Origin of the sequence: Burkholderia sp. WSM2230, from assembly GCF_000472445.1 — a bacterium.
Taxonomy (GTDB): Bacteria; Pseudomonadota; Gammaproteobacteria; order Burkholderiales; family Burkholderiaceae; genus Paraburkholderia.
The window spans coordinates 25582-41536 of record NZ_AXAJ01000007.1; the positions used below are offsets into that span (position 1 = coordinate 25582).

The 15955-nt window shown below is 63.2% G+C and carries 13 protein-coding genes; 11 read left to right on the forward strand and 2 right to left on the reverse strand.

Going from position 1 to position 15955, the window contains the following annotated elements:
- Nucleotides 1-215: 215 nt before the first annotated feature.
- Nucleotides 216-998 carry an ABC transporter substrate-binding protein gene (locus A3AC_RS0115265; RefSeq protein WP_013341628.1) on the reverse strand — a complete coding sequence of 261 codons (783 nt, stop codon included), beginning with the start codon at nt 996-998 and terminating at the stop codon, nt 216-218.
- A gap of 615 nt (nt 999-1613) precedes the next feature.
- On the opposite strand from A3AC_RS0115265, the gene A3AC_RS0115270 reads away from it, so the two are divergent.
- The 3 genes from A3AC_RS0115270 to A3AC_RS0115285 all read left to right on the forward strand — a co-directional run bounded on the left by A3AC_RS0115270 (nt 1614) and on the right by A3AC_RS0115285 (nt 6164).
- Nucleotides 1614-2762, forward strand: a complete 1149-nt coding sequence (locus A3AC_RS0115270; RefSeq protein WP_025599856.1) for an extracellular solute-binding protein — start codon at nt 1614-1616, stop codon at nt 2760-2762.
- Nucleotides 2762-4585: a diguanylate cyclase domain-containing protein gene (locus A3AC_RS0115275; RefSeq protein ID WP_025599858.1), complete on the forward strand. Its 1824-nt coding sequence runs from the start codon at nt 2762-2764 to the stop codon at nt 4583-4585. Before A3AC_RS0115270 ends, A3AC_RS0115275 begins: the two co-directional genes overlap by 1 nt.
- A gap of 388 nt (nt 4586-4973) precedes the next feature.
- The gene (locus A3AC_RS0115285) at nt 4974-6164 is read left to right on the forward strand and encodes a M20 aminoacylase family protein (RefSeq protein ID WP_025599859.1); all 1191 of its coding nucleotides are present in this window, start codon (nt 4974-4976) and stop codon (nt 6162-6164) included.
- Nucleotides 6165-6240: 76 nt separating this feature from the next.
- Here the strand turns inward: A3AC_RS0115285 and A3AC_RS0115295 are convergent, their stop codons facing one another.
- Nucleotides 6241-7065: an IclR family transcriptional regulator gene (locus A3AC_RS0115295; protein WP_025599860.1), complete on the reverse strand. Its 825-nt coding sequence runs from the start codon at nt 7063-7065 to the stop codon at nt 6241-6243.
- Nucleotides 7066-7282: 217 nt separating this feature from the next.
- On the opposite strand from A3AC_RS0115295, the gene A3AC_RS0115300 reads away from it, so the two are divergent.
- The 8 genes from A3AC_RS0115300 to pcaF all read left to right on the forward strand — a co-directional run bounded on the left by A3AC_RS0115300 (nt 7283) and on the right by pcaF (nt 15874).
- Nucleotides 7283-7987: a FadR/GntR family transcriptional regulator gene (locus A3AC_RS0115300; RefSeq protein WP_025599862.1), complete on the forward strand. Its 705-nt coding sequence runs from the start codon at nt 7283-7285 to the stop codon at nt 7985-7987.
- A gap of 107 nt (nt 7988-8094) precedes the next feature.
- Nucleotides 8095-8985 carry an L-threonate dehydrogenase gene (gene ltnD / locus A3AC_RS0115305; RefSeq protein WP_025599863.1) on the forward strand — a complete coding sequence of 297 codons (891 nt, stop codon included), beginning with the start codon at nt 8095-8097 and terminating at the stop codon, nt 8983-8985.
- A 14-nt stretch (nt 8986-8999) separates the two neighbouring features.
- The gene (gene otnK, locus A3AC_RS0115310; RefSeq protein ID WP_025599864.1) at nt 9000-10310 is read left to right on the forward strand and encodes a 3-oxo-tetronate kinase; all 1311 of its coding nucleotides are present in this window, start codon (nt 9000-9002) and stop codon (nt 10308-10310) included.
- Nucleotides 10307-10993, forward strand: coding sequence for a 3-oxo-tetronate 4-phosphate decarboxylase (gene otnC / locus A3AC_RS0115315; RefSeq protein ID WP_025599866.1), 687 nt, complete (start codon nt 10307-10309; stop codon nt 10991-10993). Before otnK ends, otnC begins: the two co-directional genes overlap by 4 nt.
- 74 nt (nt 10994-11067) lie before the next feature.
- Nucleotides 11068-12402: an MFS transporter gene (locus A3AC_RS0115320; RefSeq protein ID WP_025599867.1), complete on the forward strand. Its 1335-nt coding sequence runs from the start codon at nt 11068-11070 to the stop codon at nt 12400-12402.
- 80 nt (nt 12403-12482) lie between these two features.
- A complete protein-coding gene (gene otnI / locus A3AC_RS0115325; protein WP_025599868.1) occupies nt 12483-13268 on the forward strand; it encodes a 2-oxo-tetronate isomerase in 786 nt (261 codons plus the stop codon).
- Between the two features lie 34 nt (nt 13269-13302).
- Nucleotides 13303-14283: a D-erythronate dehydrogenase gene (gene denD / locus A3AC_RS0115330; RefSeq protein ID WP_025599869.1), complete on the forward strand. Its 981-nt coding sequence runs from the start codon at nt 13303-13305 to the stop codon at nt 14281-14283.
- Between the two features lie 388 nt (nt 14284-14671).
- On the forward strand, nt 14672-15874 hold the full coding sequence (gene pcaF, locus A3AC_RS0115335; RefSeq protein ID WP_025599870.1) for a 3-oxoadipyl-CoA thiolase: 1203 nt from the start codon (nt 14672-14674) through the stop codon (nt 15872-15874).
- Nucleotides 15875-15955: the final 81 nt, after the last annotated feature.

Sequence of the window (15955 nt, forward strand, 5' to 3'; positions counted from 1 at the left end):
ATTACAGGGGGAAGCTTGCATGGCGCCAGTCGCCGGCAGCAAAACTTGCGGCAACCTGGCGGCACCTCGATCGCACGATCTTAGCCGATACGGCGAAACGCGTGTTTGGGGGCGTGAAACGAAACGGGCTCCGCGTGTGGCGGAGCCCGCTCCGGGGGGCCGTTCAGCGCGCCGCTAGACGCGTGGCGGGCCGCGTGGACACGTAGGCCGGCGTATTAGCTGCCGTACACGTCGAAGTCGAAGTACTTCTTCTCGAGCTTCTTATACGTACCGTCCTTGATGATGTCGGCTATGGCCTTGTCGACCTTCGCCTTCAGGTCCGTGTCTTCCTTGCGCATGCCGATGCCCGCGCCGTTGCCGAGAATCTTCGGATCGTCCAGATTTTTGCCGACGAAGTCGAAGCCCGCGCCGCGCGGCGTCTTCAGGAAGCCGATTTCAGCTTGCACGGCATCTTGCAGCGCTGCATCGAGACGGCCCGAAAGCAAGTCCGCATACACTTGGTCCTGGTTCTGATACGGCACGACCTTCGTGCCCTTCGGTTCCCAGTACGTCTTTGCGTAGGTTTCCTGGATCGTGCCCTGTTCGACGCCGACCGTCTTGCCCTTCAGCGATTCAGCCGTCGGCAGGATGCCCGAGCCCTTCTTCGCGACGAGGCGCGTCGGCGTGTTGAACAGCTTCGACGAGAAGGCGATCTGTTCGGCGCGTTGCGGCGTCATCGACATCGACGAGAGCACGCCGTCGAACTTCTTGGCTTTCAGGGCCGGGATCATGCCGTCGAAGTCGTTTTCGACCCACACGCACTTGGCTTTAAGGCGCGCGCAGATTTCGTTGCCGAGGTCGATATCGAAGCCAACGAGCTTGCCGTCGGAGCCTTTGGACTCGAACGGGGGATAGCTGGCATCGACGCCGAAACGGATGGTGGACCAATCTTTAGCGTGTGCGCCAATCGAGACGGTGGCAAGCAGAGCAACCGTCAAAGCCGCTAGCAGTTTTTTCACTGTTTAACTCCTCGGTGTAGTTCAAGTACTCCCGCATGCGGTCGTGCCGCTGGCGGGAAACCCGGCGCGACTCACGACCGGGCCTGGGTTGAAGCCGCCGGCCGGGGCGGCCAGCAGCGCGCGCCAAGCTTATCAGTTCAAAAATATTGGGTAGTTAGTGAAACACCGGATGGCGCAGGACGGACGCCTCTAAAATAAAGGCGCTCCTGCCCGAGTGTATCCGGAGACGATGCGCGCCGCATCTACATGTTGACGGCGATCAAACGCGTGATGCCACTGCCGTTATGCCTTCCTGTGGCGGTGAATGCGAATCGTTAAATCGTATTTGCAATAGCCGCGTCCATTTATTTCGTCGCAAGATTAAAGAAAATTACGTGCGTGCCGTTATGACGTGATGATTGCCCGTCGTGTCCCGCCTAGTGTGAGTTATTTATGACATTGAGGCAGTAAGGAAACCAAAAACATATTGCTTGGCGCTATCATCGTTGCTCCTCTCGCTCGCCATACAGCGCAAAAAACAGCAGTCCTGTCTGAGGAAACGTTCTCCGTATTCATTCGCGATTCATCATGCGGGCATAGGCTCGCCGGAACTGCCTTCTGCTTTAACGGTGTCGTATGCACAAGATTTCGACGGCAGATGAAAAGCGCTGCAACGCGCGGCGTGGCCAGCGGCGAATGACAGCGGCTGTGCGGCGCACACGGTTAGCCGCGCCGCGCGCTGGCGGCGTCATGCTGCAGCTCATGCTGAGCGTGTTTCTGTGCGTTGGGATGCTTTCGGGAGCCTCTGCCGAGGCTGCGAAAAAAGTCCTGCATGTGCTTGCATGGCCTGGCTACGCCGACGCGGATGTGGTGAGAACTTTCGAATCGCGCTACGACGTAAAGGTGGAAGTCACGCTCGTCGATTCGGACGAAGCACTGTGGGCGCAGCTACATGCGAAAAACGCGCCGCCTTTCGACGTGCTCGCTGCCAACACCGCCGAAATTCAGCGCTATACGCGCGCGAATCTGCTTGCGCCGCTCGACCTGCAAAGCCTGCCGAACACGGCACGACAATTGCCGCGTTTTCAGGCGCGCGCGTCGATTGAAGGCATTGTGACGGACGGCAAGGTCTACGCAATTCCGTTTACCTATTCGTCGATGGGCCTCATTTACGACCGCAAGCAGGTTCCGGTTGCGCCGCGCTCGATGCGCGAACTGTGGAACCCGCGCTACCGCGGCAAGGTGCTCGACTTCAACAGCGCGCAGCACAACTTTTCATTCACGGCGTTGGCGTTGGGTTATCGCGATCCATTCCATCTGAACGACGAGCAGATGCGCGCGATCGCTCACAAGCTCGTCGAACTGCGCCGCAATCTGTTGACCTATTACACGTTGCCCGAAGAGGCCACTGCGTTTTTCATCCAGCATAACGTCGCGTTGATGTTCGGCAACTACGGCACACAGCAAGTGGAATTGCTGCGCCGCGCGGGCGCCGACGTCGGCTACGTGATTCCCGACGAAGGCGTGCTCGCGTGGCTCGATTGCTGGTCGATGACGCGTGCGGCCGCCGATCCTGGGCTCGCTCTCGCATGGATCAATTACATGCTGGAACCGGACGTAAGCCGGTTGCTGACGCGGCGGCAGGGGCTCGCCAACACATTGACTGCGTCCGCCGCGAATAACGACAACGCACGCATCGTGTGGATCGGCCCGGTCGAGAACATTCAGCGGCGCGAGGACCTGTGGGCCAGAATCGCGTCCGGTGACCGCTCGGAGCGCTTCTGATGATCCGCCCGGGCCTCACTTTCAAGCTGTCCGTTCTGCTCGCGTGCATCGGCGTGCTGGCATCGGGCGCGACCGGCTATTACGCGTACCACTCGAACCGGACGATGCTTGTGAAGGAGGCTGGGCGCAGCTTGCTGACCTCCACGGAACTGCTCGGCGAGCGCTTTTCCGCATCAATCGACGACGTCGGCGCGGACGCTCTCGTGCTCGCGAGCCTGCCCTCCTCGGCACAAGTCGCGGCCACCGATGACGGTTTCGGCGCGAGCCTGCCGCGCGAACGGCTCGCGCAGGTCTATTCGAGCTTCATGATCCATCACGCCCAATATCTGCAGGTCCGCCTGATCAGCCGCGCGCATCATGGGCTCGAGATCATTCGGTTCGACCGCGACGCCGACGGACTGATCCGTGTGGAAGGCGTCGATCTGCAGGAAAAAGGCCAGTTTCCGTACGTGTTCGAGCCGCTGGCATTTTCGCCGGGGCGCATTTACACGTCGCCTATTCTGGTCAATCACGAATATGGTGCGCACGCGGCGCAAGGCAAGCCGACGCTGAGGATTGGCACGCCTGTGGCCAATGCGCAGGGCGTGCCGGTCGGCGTGGTGGTGATCGACGTCGATCTGGCGGATCTGTTAAAGCACCTGCAAAGCGATCTGCCAAGCGATTATCAGGTCTATCTCGCGAACGAATGGGGCGACTTCCTCGTTCATCCCGATCCGGCTAAAACGTTCGGCTTCGACGTCGGCCGCCGCGTGCTGATGCAGGACAGCTTCACTGTCACCAAGCCGCTTTTCGATCAGAAGGAGAGCGAAGTACTTGTGAACGATCTGGCTCGTCCCCGGCAGGCGGATGGGCAGGTGCTCGCCTTCGTTCGCAGACCGTTCGGCGCATCCGAGGGCAACCGCTTTATCGTGCTGGGACTCGGCAAGCCGCTCGAAGACGTGCTGTCCGGCGCGCATCTGCTGGGCGACAGCATCATCCACATGGTGTTGATCTTTAGCGGGCTTGCGGTGCTGCTCGCGATTCTCTTCGCACGCGCGCTCACCAAGCCGCTGCATATGCTTGCATACGCGGCGACGCACCTGTTCGCCGAACATGCGATGGAAACGCTGCCGCTCAAGCGCACCGACGAGATCGGCATACTCGCGCGCTGCTTCGATCGCCTGCGCCGCGAAATCAGGTCGCAAATGGACGCGCTGCACGTCAAGCAGCGCGAGCTCGTGCATCTCGCCACGCACGACGTGCTGACCGGACTGCCGAACCGCACGCTGTTCATGGACAAACTGGAGCGCGCGATTCAGGACGCGACGCGCCGCCGTGAAGGCCTCGCTGTGCTGTTCGTGGACCTCGACCGCTTCAAGCAGATCAACGATCAGTTCGGGCATTCCGTCGGCGACAAGGTGCTCGTCGCAGTGGCGCGGCGGCTCAAACAGGTGCTGCATTCCGCGGATGTCGTCGCGCGACTCGGCGGCGACGAATTCATCGTGCTGATAGAAGGGCCGCGTTCGGCGGAAGCGGCGCCGGGCGTCGCATCGCGCATCATGACGACGCTGAACGAAGAGATCGTGATGGACGGCCAGGGCATGACGGTGGGCGCGAGCATCGGCATCAGCCAGTTTCCCGACGACAGCGGTACGGCGGAAGAACTGCTGCTCAATGCGGACGCCGCGATGTACGCGGCGAAATCGGGGGGACGCTGCGCGTATCTGCGTTATCACGACGTTCTCGAAGCGCGCCGGCGCCAGCAGGCGGAGCATGCCGAAACCGTCCACGCGCAGGCTGGCGAGAGCGCAACCGAAGGACACGAGGCAGAGCCCACGGCCTGATAAGCGCCTCGTCTCGCGCGTTGCTGCAACGCCGCCATCGCTCCCCGCGCGCCATGCTTTTGCAACAAATGCAGCGCGTGATGAAGAGACCCCGAAACCCGCCGTCTTGTGGCAAAGTGTGCCGTTTCGAAGCCACGAGGTGAGCGGCCAATGACAGGTCGCCTGGTCTGTGTGATGGGGCCGTCCGGCGCGGGCAAAGACGCGTTGCTCCGTTTCGCGCGCCACGCGCCTTTTCGTTGCCCGACGGCGTGCGCTGCGAATCAATCGACAATTCCGGCGAACTTGAAGACGCGGGTCATGCGTTGATCGCTTTCCCCGAGGCCGCAGCGAGGCGCTACTCCTGCCCTCGTATCCGCCTTCAGCTTCCCATTACGGAGCCTTTTGCAAAATGAGCGAAACCGCGCGTTTCACCGAAGTAGCCGATCTGATCCCCGCCGCCGAAAGCCTGCGCGACATTCGCCATCACATTCATCGCCATCCGGAACTCGCTTACGAAGAGTTGGAAACCGCTGCGCTCGTCGCCGGCAAGCTGGAGCAATGGGGCTGGCAGGTGACGCGCGGCGTCGGTCAAACCGGTGTGGTGGGCACGCTGAAGGCCGGCGACGGCAAGCGCAGCATCGGCATTCGCGCGGACATGGACGCGTTGCCGATCGTCGAGCAGACCGGCTTGCCTTATGCAAGCGGCACGCACGGCAAGATGCACGCGTGCGGTCACGACGGCCACACCACGATGCTGCTCGGTGCGGCACAGCGCCTTGCGCAAACGCGCAATTTTTCGGGCACGGTGCATCTGTACTTTCAGCCGGCCGAGGAAAGCGGCATAGACAGCGGCGCGAAGAAAATGATCGAAGACGGCTTGTTCGAGCGCTTCCCGTGCGACGCCGTATTCGGTCTGCACAATCATCCGGGCGCGGAGCCTGGCGTGCTGCTGTTTCGCAAGGGGCCGTTCATGTCGGCGGGCGACAAGGCGATCATCACGATCGAAGGCGTGGGCGGTCATGCGGCGCGCCCGCATCTCACGGTCGATCCGGTCGTGGTGGCCGCGAGCATCGTGATGGCGTTGCAGACGATTGTCGCGCGCAACGTCGATCCGTCGCAGCCGGCCGTCGTGACGGTCGGCTCGATGCATGCCGGCACGGCGAATAACGTGATTGCCAGTACGGCGAAGCTCGAACTGAGCGTGCGGTCGTTCAGCGCGGAAGTGCGCGCGTTGCTGAAAAAGCGCATTACGGAACTGGCCGGGACACAGGCCGCGAGTTATGGCGGCAAGGCCGTCGTCGAATATATCGAAGGCTATCCGGTCGTCATTAATTCGGATGACGAAACAGATTTCGCAATCGGAGTTGCGCGTGAACTCGTGGGCCACGATAAGGTCGTCGCGCAGACGGACATTCTGATGGGCAGCGAAGACTTTGCATTCATGCTGCAAAAGCGGCCGGGCACGTTCTTGCGTATCGGCAACGGAGTGGGCGAAGACGGCTGCATGGTGCACAACCCGCATTACGACTTCAATGACCGCAATCTGCCGGTGGGCGCCGCGTTCTGGACGCGGCTCGTCGAACGGTATCTCAGCCGCTAAAGCCAGCGGCGCGCGCGGCGGGCGCCGGCCGCGCGCGCTTCAAGGTTCTTCGTGTCGTGCGCAAGCACCGGCGACATCAACCGCGCCGCGCCACCATCTCGGACACGGTTTGCGCCGCCTGCTGCAGCGGTTCGAGAAACGCTTTGACCATCTGCTTCGCGGAGTTGCGTTGCGCGTTGCCGCTGATGTTCATCGCCGCGATCACGCGGCCCTGACGATTGCGGATCGGCGCCGACAGCGAAATCAGACCGCCTTCCAGCTCCTGATCGACGATGGCCCAGCCCTGGCGGCGCACCTGCGCGATCAGTTTCTTCAGCTCTTCCTTGTCGGTCACCGTGCGCGGCGTGTGCGCGTACAGCGGTGAAGAATTCAGCGTGGCGTCGAGCGTTTCGTCGTCGAGTGCGGAGAGCAGCACGCGGCCCATCGACGTGCAATACGCGGGCAAGCGGCTGCCGATCGACAGATTGATCGTCATTATCTTGTGCGTCGGCACGCGCAGCACATACACGATCTCGGTGCGGTCGAGCACTGCCGCTGAGCAGCTTTCGTGCACCTGTGCGGACAATTCCTCCATCACCGGTTCGGCGAGATTCCAGAAAGGCATCGACGTCAGATACGCGAAGCCGAGGTCGAGAATTTTCGGCGTGAGGCGAAAGAGGCGCCCTTCGGCTTCCACATAGCCGAGCGTCTGCAAGGTCAACAGAATGCGGCGCGCGCCTGCGCGCGTGAGGCCGGTGGCGGCGGCCACGTCGGTCAGCGTCTGTTCGGGGCGCTTCGCGTCGAACGCGCGGATCACCGCGAGGCCGCGCGCGAACGACTGCACGTAGGAGTCGCCCGGTTTGTCCGGGGCCGGTTCGGCGCTGACGGGAACGTCGGAAGACGGCGGCAAGGCTTTGCTCATGGACCTGGAAGAATGCGTTCGGAAGGCTCGGACACCGCTCGCGCCGACTCAATCGACGTAGTGGTGCACACAAAGCCGTGACGATAGCTTAAGCCCTCAGTTTCGCCAACTTCGCCGCCGTGTGGATGACGAACCCGCCAAAACCCAGGGTTTGCGCGGATGCAGCTCACATTCAAAATTTGTATGATGACCCGATGACATGACAATGGGGCATGGGATGTTCGACAGGATTCCAGCGCGCGCCTTGAGCGACACCGTCGCGCAGCAGCTTCTCAAGCAGATCGACAAGGGCACCTTCGAGCGCGGCGGCAAGCTGCCGACCGAAGCGGTGCTCGCGCAGCAGTTCGGCGTGAGCCGTACGGTGATTCGCGAGGCGATCTCGCGGCTGAAGAACGAGGGCGTGGTCGAGCCGCGTCAGGGCAGCGGCGTTTTCGTCGCGGCGCATGGGACGGTGCGGCCGCTGCGCATCGACTACGCGGAAGCGGTCGAGCCAGGCTCGGTCGTGCAGATTCTCGCGCTGCGGCGGGCTATCGAGGCCGAGGTCGCGTCTGAGGCCGCCATGCGCCGCACCGACGCGGACATGGTCGCCATCGACGCCGCGCTCGCCAAGATCGACCAGGCCGTCGCCGAGGGCGAGGACGGCGTGACCGAAGACGTCGCGTTCCACCGTGCGATTGCGGCGGCTACGGGCAATCCGTACTTCCTCAAGACGCTGACGTTCCTGAACCAGTATCTCGAGGCCGGCACGGTCGTTACCCGTCGTAACGAAGCATTGCGCGAGGACTTTTCGCGCCAGGTGCGCGAAGAGCATGCGGCTATCGCCGCCGCGATCCGTGCTGGCGACCCCATGGCCGCGCGCAATGCGGCGCGAACCCACATGTACAACGCGGCCCGGCGGCTCGCGGAAGCGGGCATTTGCTGATGGTTCGCCGCGTCCCGCACAGGCTGCGCATACCGCACTTCCCGCGCATGCCGGGCACTCCGCGCCAGTCCGCCTGAGCGCGCAACAGATTCCAGAGAGGTTCAAGCATGTCCAGAAATGTCGGTGTCATCGGTCTTGGCGCAATGGGTTTGGGCGTCGCGCGCTCGTTGCTGCGCGCGGGCTTTCGCGTTCACGCCTGCGATCTGCGCAGTGAAGTGTTGCAGGCGTTCGTGAAGGACGGCGGCGTGGCTTGTGCATCGCCAGCCGAACTTGGCGCGCAATGCGAGGTGATCGTCACGCTCGTCGTGAATGCCGCGCAAACCGAGGCGGTGCTGTTCGGCGCACAGGGCGCGGTTGCGGCGATGAAGCCGGGCGGTGTCGTGATCGCAAGCGCGACGGTCGCGCCCGACTTCGCTATTGAACTCGGCAAGCGCATTGAGGCGGCCGGTTTGCAGATGCTCGACGCGCCGGTCTCCGGCGGCGCGGCGCGCGCAGCGTCCGGCGAAATGACGATGATGACGTCCGGCCCCGCAGCGGCCTACGCGGCGTGCGAGGACGTGCTGGCGGCGATGGCCGGCAAGGTCTATCGCCTTGGCTCGGCGCACGGCGCGGGATCGAAGGTGAAGATCATCAACCAGTTGCTCGCGGGCGTGCATATCGCGGTGGCGGCCGAGGCTATGGCGCTCGGCTTGCGCGAAGGCGTCGATCCCGGTGCGCTCTACGAGGTGATCACGCACAGCGCGGGTAATTCGTGGATGTTCGAAAACCGCGTGCCGCACATACTCAATGGCGATTACACGCCGCTGTCGGCCGTGGATATTTTCGTCAAGGACCTGGGCCTCGTGCTGGATACCGCGCGCCGCTCGAAGTTTCCGTTGCCGCTCTCGGCGGCGGCGCACCAGATGTTCATGATGGCGTCCACGGCCGGTCACGGCGGCGAGGACGATTCCGCGGTCATCAAGATTTTCCCCGGCATCGATGTGCCGGCGGCAAAGTAACGGGGAGCGCCGCCATGACGGCTACGACACAACGCGCGCTGCTGGGCTGCATCGCCGACGACTTCACAGGCGCGACCGACCTCGCGAACATGCTCGTGCGCGGCGGCATGCGCACCGTGCAGACTATCGGCGTGCCCGAGCAGGGCGAGGGGATCGAAGCCGACGCAATCGTCGTCGCGCTGAAGTCGCGCACCATTCCCGCCGCCGACGCGGTCGCCCAATCGCTGGCCGCGCTCGACTGGTTGCGCGCGCAAGGGTGCCGCCAGTTCGTTTTCAAATACTGTTCCACTTTCGACTCCACCGACGCGGGCAATATCGGCCCGGTGACGGATGCACTGCTCGACGCGCTTGCCGACGGCAACGAGGCAAGTGCGTTCACGATTGCATGCCCGGCGTTTCCAGAGAACGGCCGCACGATTTTCCGCGGGCATCTGTTCGTCGGCGATGCATTGCTCAACGAGTCCGGCATGGAAAGCCATCCGCTCACGCCGATGCGCGACGCGAACCTCGTGCGCGTGCTGCAGCGTCAGACGCAATCGAAAGTCGGGCTCGTGCGTTATGACGCGGTGGCCAAAGGCATCAACGCAGTGCGCGAATCGTTCGACGCTCTGCGCAACGACGGCGTTCGCATGGCCATCGCAGATGCAGTCTCCGACGGGGACCTGTACGTGCTCGGCGAAGCATGCGCCGACCTCACGCTGATTACAGGCGGCTCGGGTATTGCGCTCGGTTTGCCGGCCAACTTTCGGCGCGCGGGCGTGCTTCAATCACATGACAATGCCGCGCAACTGCCGCGCGTCGAAGGCTTGTCGGCGGTGCTCGCGGGCAGCGCGTCGAAAGCGACGAATGCGCAAGTGGCGGCGTGGCGCGAAACGCGACCTGCGTTCCGCATCGATCCGCTCGCGGCGGCGCGCGGCGAAGCGGTAGTCGAACAGGCGCTCGCATTCGCGCAGAGGTATCTCGACAAAGGCGAGCCGATGCTGATCTACGCCACCGCCACGCCCGACGAAGTGAAGACGGTGCAAAGCGAACTCGGCGTCGATCGGGCAGGGCATCTGGTCGAAGCCACGTTGGCTTCCATTGCGCGTGGTCTGCATGAGCGCGGTGTGCGCAAGTTCGTGGTGGCGGGCGGGGAGACGTCGGGGGCAGTGGTGCAGGCGCTGAACGTGCGCAGCTTGCGCATCGGCGCGCAGATCGATCCCGGCGTGCCGGCGACAGCGACGACGGGCACGCAACCGCTCGCGCTAGCGCTCAAGTCGGGCAACTTCGGCACGACTGACTTCTTCGAAAAGGCGCTGCGCCATCTGAACGGAGGCGCCCAATGACTAATGCAATAGAAGGCGCAAAGACAAGCGCTCCAGCCGTCCGTGTGACCGACGAAGCGCGCGTGCGCGAGGAAATCTGTGTGACCGGCGCGAGTCTTTATGAGCGCGGCTATACGGTGGGCAGCGCAGGCAACATCAGCGCGCGGCTGGACGACGGCTGGCTCATCACGCCGACCGACGCCTGCCTCGGCCGGCTCGATCCCGCGGACATCGCCAAGGTCGATTTCAACGGCAATACGGTGTCGGGCGGCAAGCCGTCGAAAACGTTGGCACTGCACCGCGGCATCTATGCCCGCAACGGGCAGGCGCGCGGCATCGTCCATACGCATTCGACGCATCTGGTTGCGCTGACGCTCGCGGGCGTCTGGAGCGAGCGTGACGTACTGCCGCCCATCACGCCGTACTACGTGATGAAAGTGGGCCACGTCCCGCTGATTCGTTACAGCCGGCCTGGCGATCCGCAAGTCGCCGCGCAAATCGAGGCTTTGGCCGACAGCGTGCGCGCCGTGCTGCTCGAACGCCTTGGTCCGGTGGTGTGGGAGCGGTCGGTCGCCCATGCGTCGTATGCGCTCGAAGAACTCGAGGAAACCGCGCGTTTATGGCTCATGACGAATCCACGGCCCGCACCGCTCGACGAAGCCGCGCTTGAAGAGCTACGGAGCGTGTTCGGCGCACGCTGGTAGCTGAGTACATCCGAGCCGCACAAACCTAGATCGCCGCAGGCGACGCATCACCCTTCCATTCAAGGAGACATTGCATGAGTTCGTATCAGGCCGTATCGGGCCAGCCGATTGCGGCGGCCATGGGACAACCCGGCGCCGCGGAAGTCGAGCGTACCTACAAAAAAGTGTTCTGGCGCATCGTGCCTTTCCTGATGTTGTGCTACGTGGTCGCTTATCTGGACCGCGTGAACGTGGGCTTCGCCAAGTTGCAGATGTCGCAGGATCTGGCGTTCAGCGAAACGGTATTTGGTCTTGGCGCGGGCGTGTTCTTCATCGGCTATTTTCTGTTCGAACTGCCAAGCAATATCCTGATGCACAAGATCGGAGCGCGTATCTGGATCGCGCGGATCATGATTACGTGGGGCGTGATGTCGGCGCTGTTCGTATTCGTCAAGACGCCGGCGCAGTTCTATATCCTGCGCTTTCTGCTCGGTCTCGCCGAAGCGGGTTTTTATCCGGGTGTGATTCTGTATCTGACTTACTGGTTTCCGTCGCATCGGCGCGCGAAGATCATTGCGGTGTTCATGTCGGCGATTCCGGTGTCGGGCATTTTCGGCAATCCGCTCTCGGGCTGGATCATGCAGGCGTTCCACAACAGCTCGGGTCTCGCGGGCTGGCAGTGGATGTTCCTGATCGAAGCAGTTCCGGCGGTCGCTATCGGCATCGCAACGATCCTGTATCTCGACAACGGCATTGCGAGCGCGAAATGGTTGAGCGAACCGGAAAAGCGCTTGCTCAACGATGAAATCGCCGCATCGCAGCCAAAAGAAAAGGCCAACGCGCATTCGCTGCGCGCGGTGTTCCGCGATCCGCGCACATGGTGGATGTCGCTGATCTACTTTGCGTTCGTGACCGGTCAATACGGGCTCACGTTCTGGATGCCGACGCTCATCAAATCGACAGGCGTGAGCGGCGCATTCAACATCGGCTTGCTGAGCGCCATTCCGTTCATCTGCGCGATCGTCGTGATGAATGTGCTGGGTCATAGCGCCGACAAGCGCCGCGAACGCCGCTGGCATCTGATCGTGCCGGCGCTGTTCGGCGCGGTGGGCTTCACGGTGGCGGCATCGTTTGCGAGCAACACGGTGGTGTCGATTGCGTTTCTCTCGCTTGCCGCAGCCGGCGTGCTGACCTGCGCGCCGCTCTTCTGGTCGCTGCCGACCGCGTTCATGTCGGGCGCGACCGCGGCGGCCGGCATCGCGATCATCAACTCGATCGGCAATCTCGCGGGATTCGCGAGCCCTTACATGATCGGCTATCTCAAGGATCTCACGCATAGTACGCAGACCGGCATGTATGTGCTGGCCGGCATGCTGGTGATCGGCGCGCTTGCCACGTGGCTCACGCCGGCGAAACTGGTCAACCGTTAATCACCTGGCGCGCGGCTCACGCATTGCTGTCACGGCTCTGCTTGCCGCGCACCGGACATCGCTTCAAAGGAGTTGCCGCCATGCCTCGCTTCGCTGCGAATCTCTCGATGATGTATAACGAGCACGCTTTCCTGGACCGCTTTGCTGCCGCCGCGAAGGACGGCTTCAAGGCGGTCGAGTTCCTGTTTCCCTATGATTTCCGCGCCGAAGAAATCAAGGCGCGGCTCGACGCGAACGGTCTGACGCAAGCGCTTTTCAACGCGCCGCCGGGCGACTGGGCCAGCGGCGAGCGCGGCATCGCGACGTTGCCGGGGCGCGAAGACGAGTTCCGCCGCAGCATCGACACGGCGCTTTACTACGCCCGAGTGATCGGCAACCGCAATCTGCATGTCATGGCGGGTCTGATCGCTGCGGACCAGTCACGCGAGCGGCATCGCGAGGTTTATCTGCGCAACCTCGCGCATGCCGCGCAAGCCGCGCAAGCCGAGGGCATCACGATTGTGATCGAGCCTATCAATACACGCGACATGCCGGGTTTTTTTCTGAACCGCCAGGATGAAGCGCAGGCCATTTGTGCGGAAGTCGGCGCGCCGAATCTCAAGGTGCAGTTCGACTGTTACCACTGCCAGATTGTCGAAGGCGATCTGGCAATGAAGCTCAGGCGCGATTGCGCGCGTATCGGCCACATTCAGATTGCGGGCGTGCCCGAGCGGCATGAGCCGGACACGGGCGAAATCAATTATCCGTATCTGTTCGAGGTGATCGACTCGCTCGGCTACGACGGCTATATCGGCTGTGAGTACCGGCCGCGCGCCGCGACTTCCGCGGGACTCGGCTGGCTCAAGCCGTATCTGAACGCCGCCTGACAGCAAACGACCAACACGAGGGCATAACCGAATCATGAAAGTACTGATTACCGGCGGCGCGGGATTTCTCGGCCAGCGCCTTGCACGCGAACTGCTCGCGCGCGGTTCGCTGAAAGATGCGCAAGGCGCGTCGCAAGCACTCACGCAGCTCGTGCTGCTCGACGTCGTGCAGGCACACGATTTCGGTGACAGCCGCGTGCGGACAGAGGTGGGCGATATCGCTGAGCGCAGCGTGCTCGAGCGCGTGATCGAGGACGACACAGCGGCCATCTTTCATCTTGCTGCGATTGTCAGCGGCCAGGCCGAGGCGGACTTCGATCTCGGCATGCGCATCAATCTGGACGCCTCGCGCCTGTTACTGGATGTTTGCCGGCAACGCGGACACCGGCCGCGCGTCGTGTTCACGAGCTCGGTCGCGGTGTATGGCGGCAACCTGCCCGAGGTGGTGCAGAACGATACGGCGCTCAATCCGCAGTCGTCGTACGGCGCGCAAAAGGCGATTGCCGAACTGCTGCTCAACGATTACTCGCGGCGCGGTTTCGTCGACGGACGCGTGCTGCGCCTGCCCACCATCAGCGTGCGGCCGGGCCGGCCGAATGCAGCGGCTTCGTCGTTTGCGAGCGGCATTATCCGCGAGCCGCTGAACGGCGAAGAGGCCGTGTGTCCCGTCGACGGCGCGACGCGCCTGTGGCTGCTGTCACCGCGTAAAGCGATCGAGTGCCTGATCGCCGGACTCGAACTCGACGCCGCCGCGCTTGGCAACCAGCGCGTGCTGAACCTGCCGGGCATTTCAGTCAGCGTCGACGAAATGGTCGCGGCGCTGCGCGAAGTGGCCGGAGACGAAGTCGCGAAACGAATTTTGTGGCAGCCGGATGCGCGCGTGGAAAAGATTGTCGGCAGTTGGCCTGGCCGCTGGGACACGTCGCGCGCCGAGCAGCTCGGCCTGCGCGGCGACGAAAATTTCGCCGACGTGATTCGCGGCTATATCGCCGACGAAGGCATCCAGACACGCTGAAACTCCCACCAGCCTCGTGTCGCGACCCTGGCGGACAGGGTGCGCGGCGCGAGCGCCTCTTTCGTCGGACGCTTTGCGGCGCTGCCGCCGTCTTTCGCGTATTCCCTGATATTCCCCGATATGCCCGGGCGGGCGCTTGACAGCGTTTCCGCCACACGCCTATTATCGAGCCTTGTTGTTCGATATATGACCTATTGTTCGTATGTAGAACAAAACGCGAGGTGGCACGGAAGCATCGTTTGCCGTCCTGCGCTAAGCTGAATTCGCGCGAGGCAATCCCTCGTCAAGCCCGTCTGGCCGATGCACGACCCAGCCGTCCGCCGCGGGCCATGCCGCGCGCATTCGTGCAGACGGCGCGGCGCACGCAGCACATCACTGGAGACATCACATGACCGAAGCATTCCTGTGCGACGCGATTCGCACCCCCATCGGCCGCTATGCAGGCTCGCTGTCGTCGGTTCGCGCCGACGACCTGGGCGCGGTGCCGCTCAAGGCGCTGATGGAGCGCAACCAGAACGTCGACTGGAACGCCGTCGACGACGTGATCTACGGCTGCGCGAATCAGGCGGGCGAAGATAACCGCAACGTCGCGCGCATGTCGCTGCTGCTGGCCGGCTTGCCGCAAGCAGTGCCGGGCTCGACGGTGAACCGTCTGTGCGGTTCGGGCATGGACGCAGTCGGCATCGCCGCGCGCGCCATCAAGTCGGGCGAGGCTGCGTTGATGGTGGCGGGCGGCGTGGAAAGCATGAGCCGCGCGCCGTTCGTGATGGGCAAAGCAGCCAGCGCATTCTCGCGCCAGGCCGACATTTTCGACACCACGATTGGCTGGCGCTTCGTCAATCCGTTGATGAAGCAGATGTACGGCGTCGACTCTATGCCCGAGACCGGCGAGAACGTGGCGACCGACTACAACATCAGCCGTGCCGATCAGGACGCGTTTGCGCTGCGCAGCCAGCAGAAAGCGGCCCGCGCGCAGAAGGACGGCACGCTCGCGCAGGAAATCGTCGGCGTGACGATTGCGCAGAAGAAGGGCGATCCGATTACCGTGTCGCAAGACGAGCATCCGCGCGAAACGAGCCTCGAGACACTCGCGAAACTCAAGGGCGTGGTGCGCCCCGACGGCACGGTGACCGCGGGCAACGCGTCGGGCGTGAACGACGGCGCGGCGGCGCTCCTGCTCGCCAACGAAGAGACCGCGAAGCGCTTCGGCCTCACGCCGCGTGCTCGCGTGCTGGGCATTGCAACCGCGGGCGTCGCGCCGCGCGTGATGGGCATCGGTCCGGCGCCCGCCACGCAAAAGCTGCTGGCGCGCCTGAACATGAGCATCGATCAGTTCGACGTGATCGAGCTGAACGAGGCGTTCGCCTCGCAAGGCATCGCGGTGCTGCGCACGCTCGGCGTGGCCGATGACGACGCACGCGTGAACCCGAACGGCGGCGCCATCGCTTTGGGTCATCCGCTCGGCATGAGCGGCGCGCGGCTCGTGACCACGGCGATGTATCAATTGCAACGCACGCAAGGGCGCTTTGCGCTGTGCACGATGTGCATTGGAGTGGGACAGGGCATCGCGATCGCCATCGAACGCGTGTAATCGCTTGACGCAGATGCGTTTGGACGCATCTGCGTATGGCGAAATACAACACAACTACCAACAGCCTCTTCGCTCCGCGAA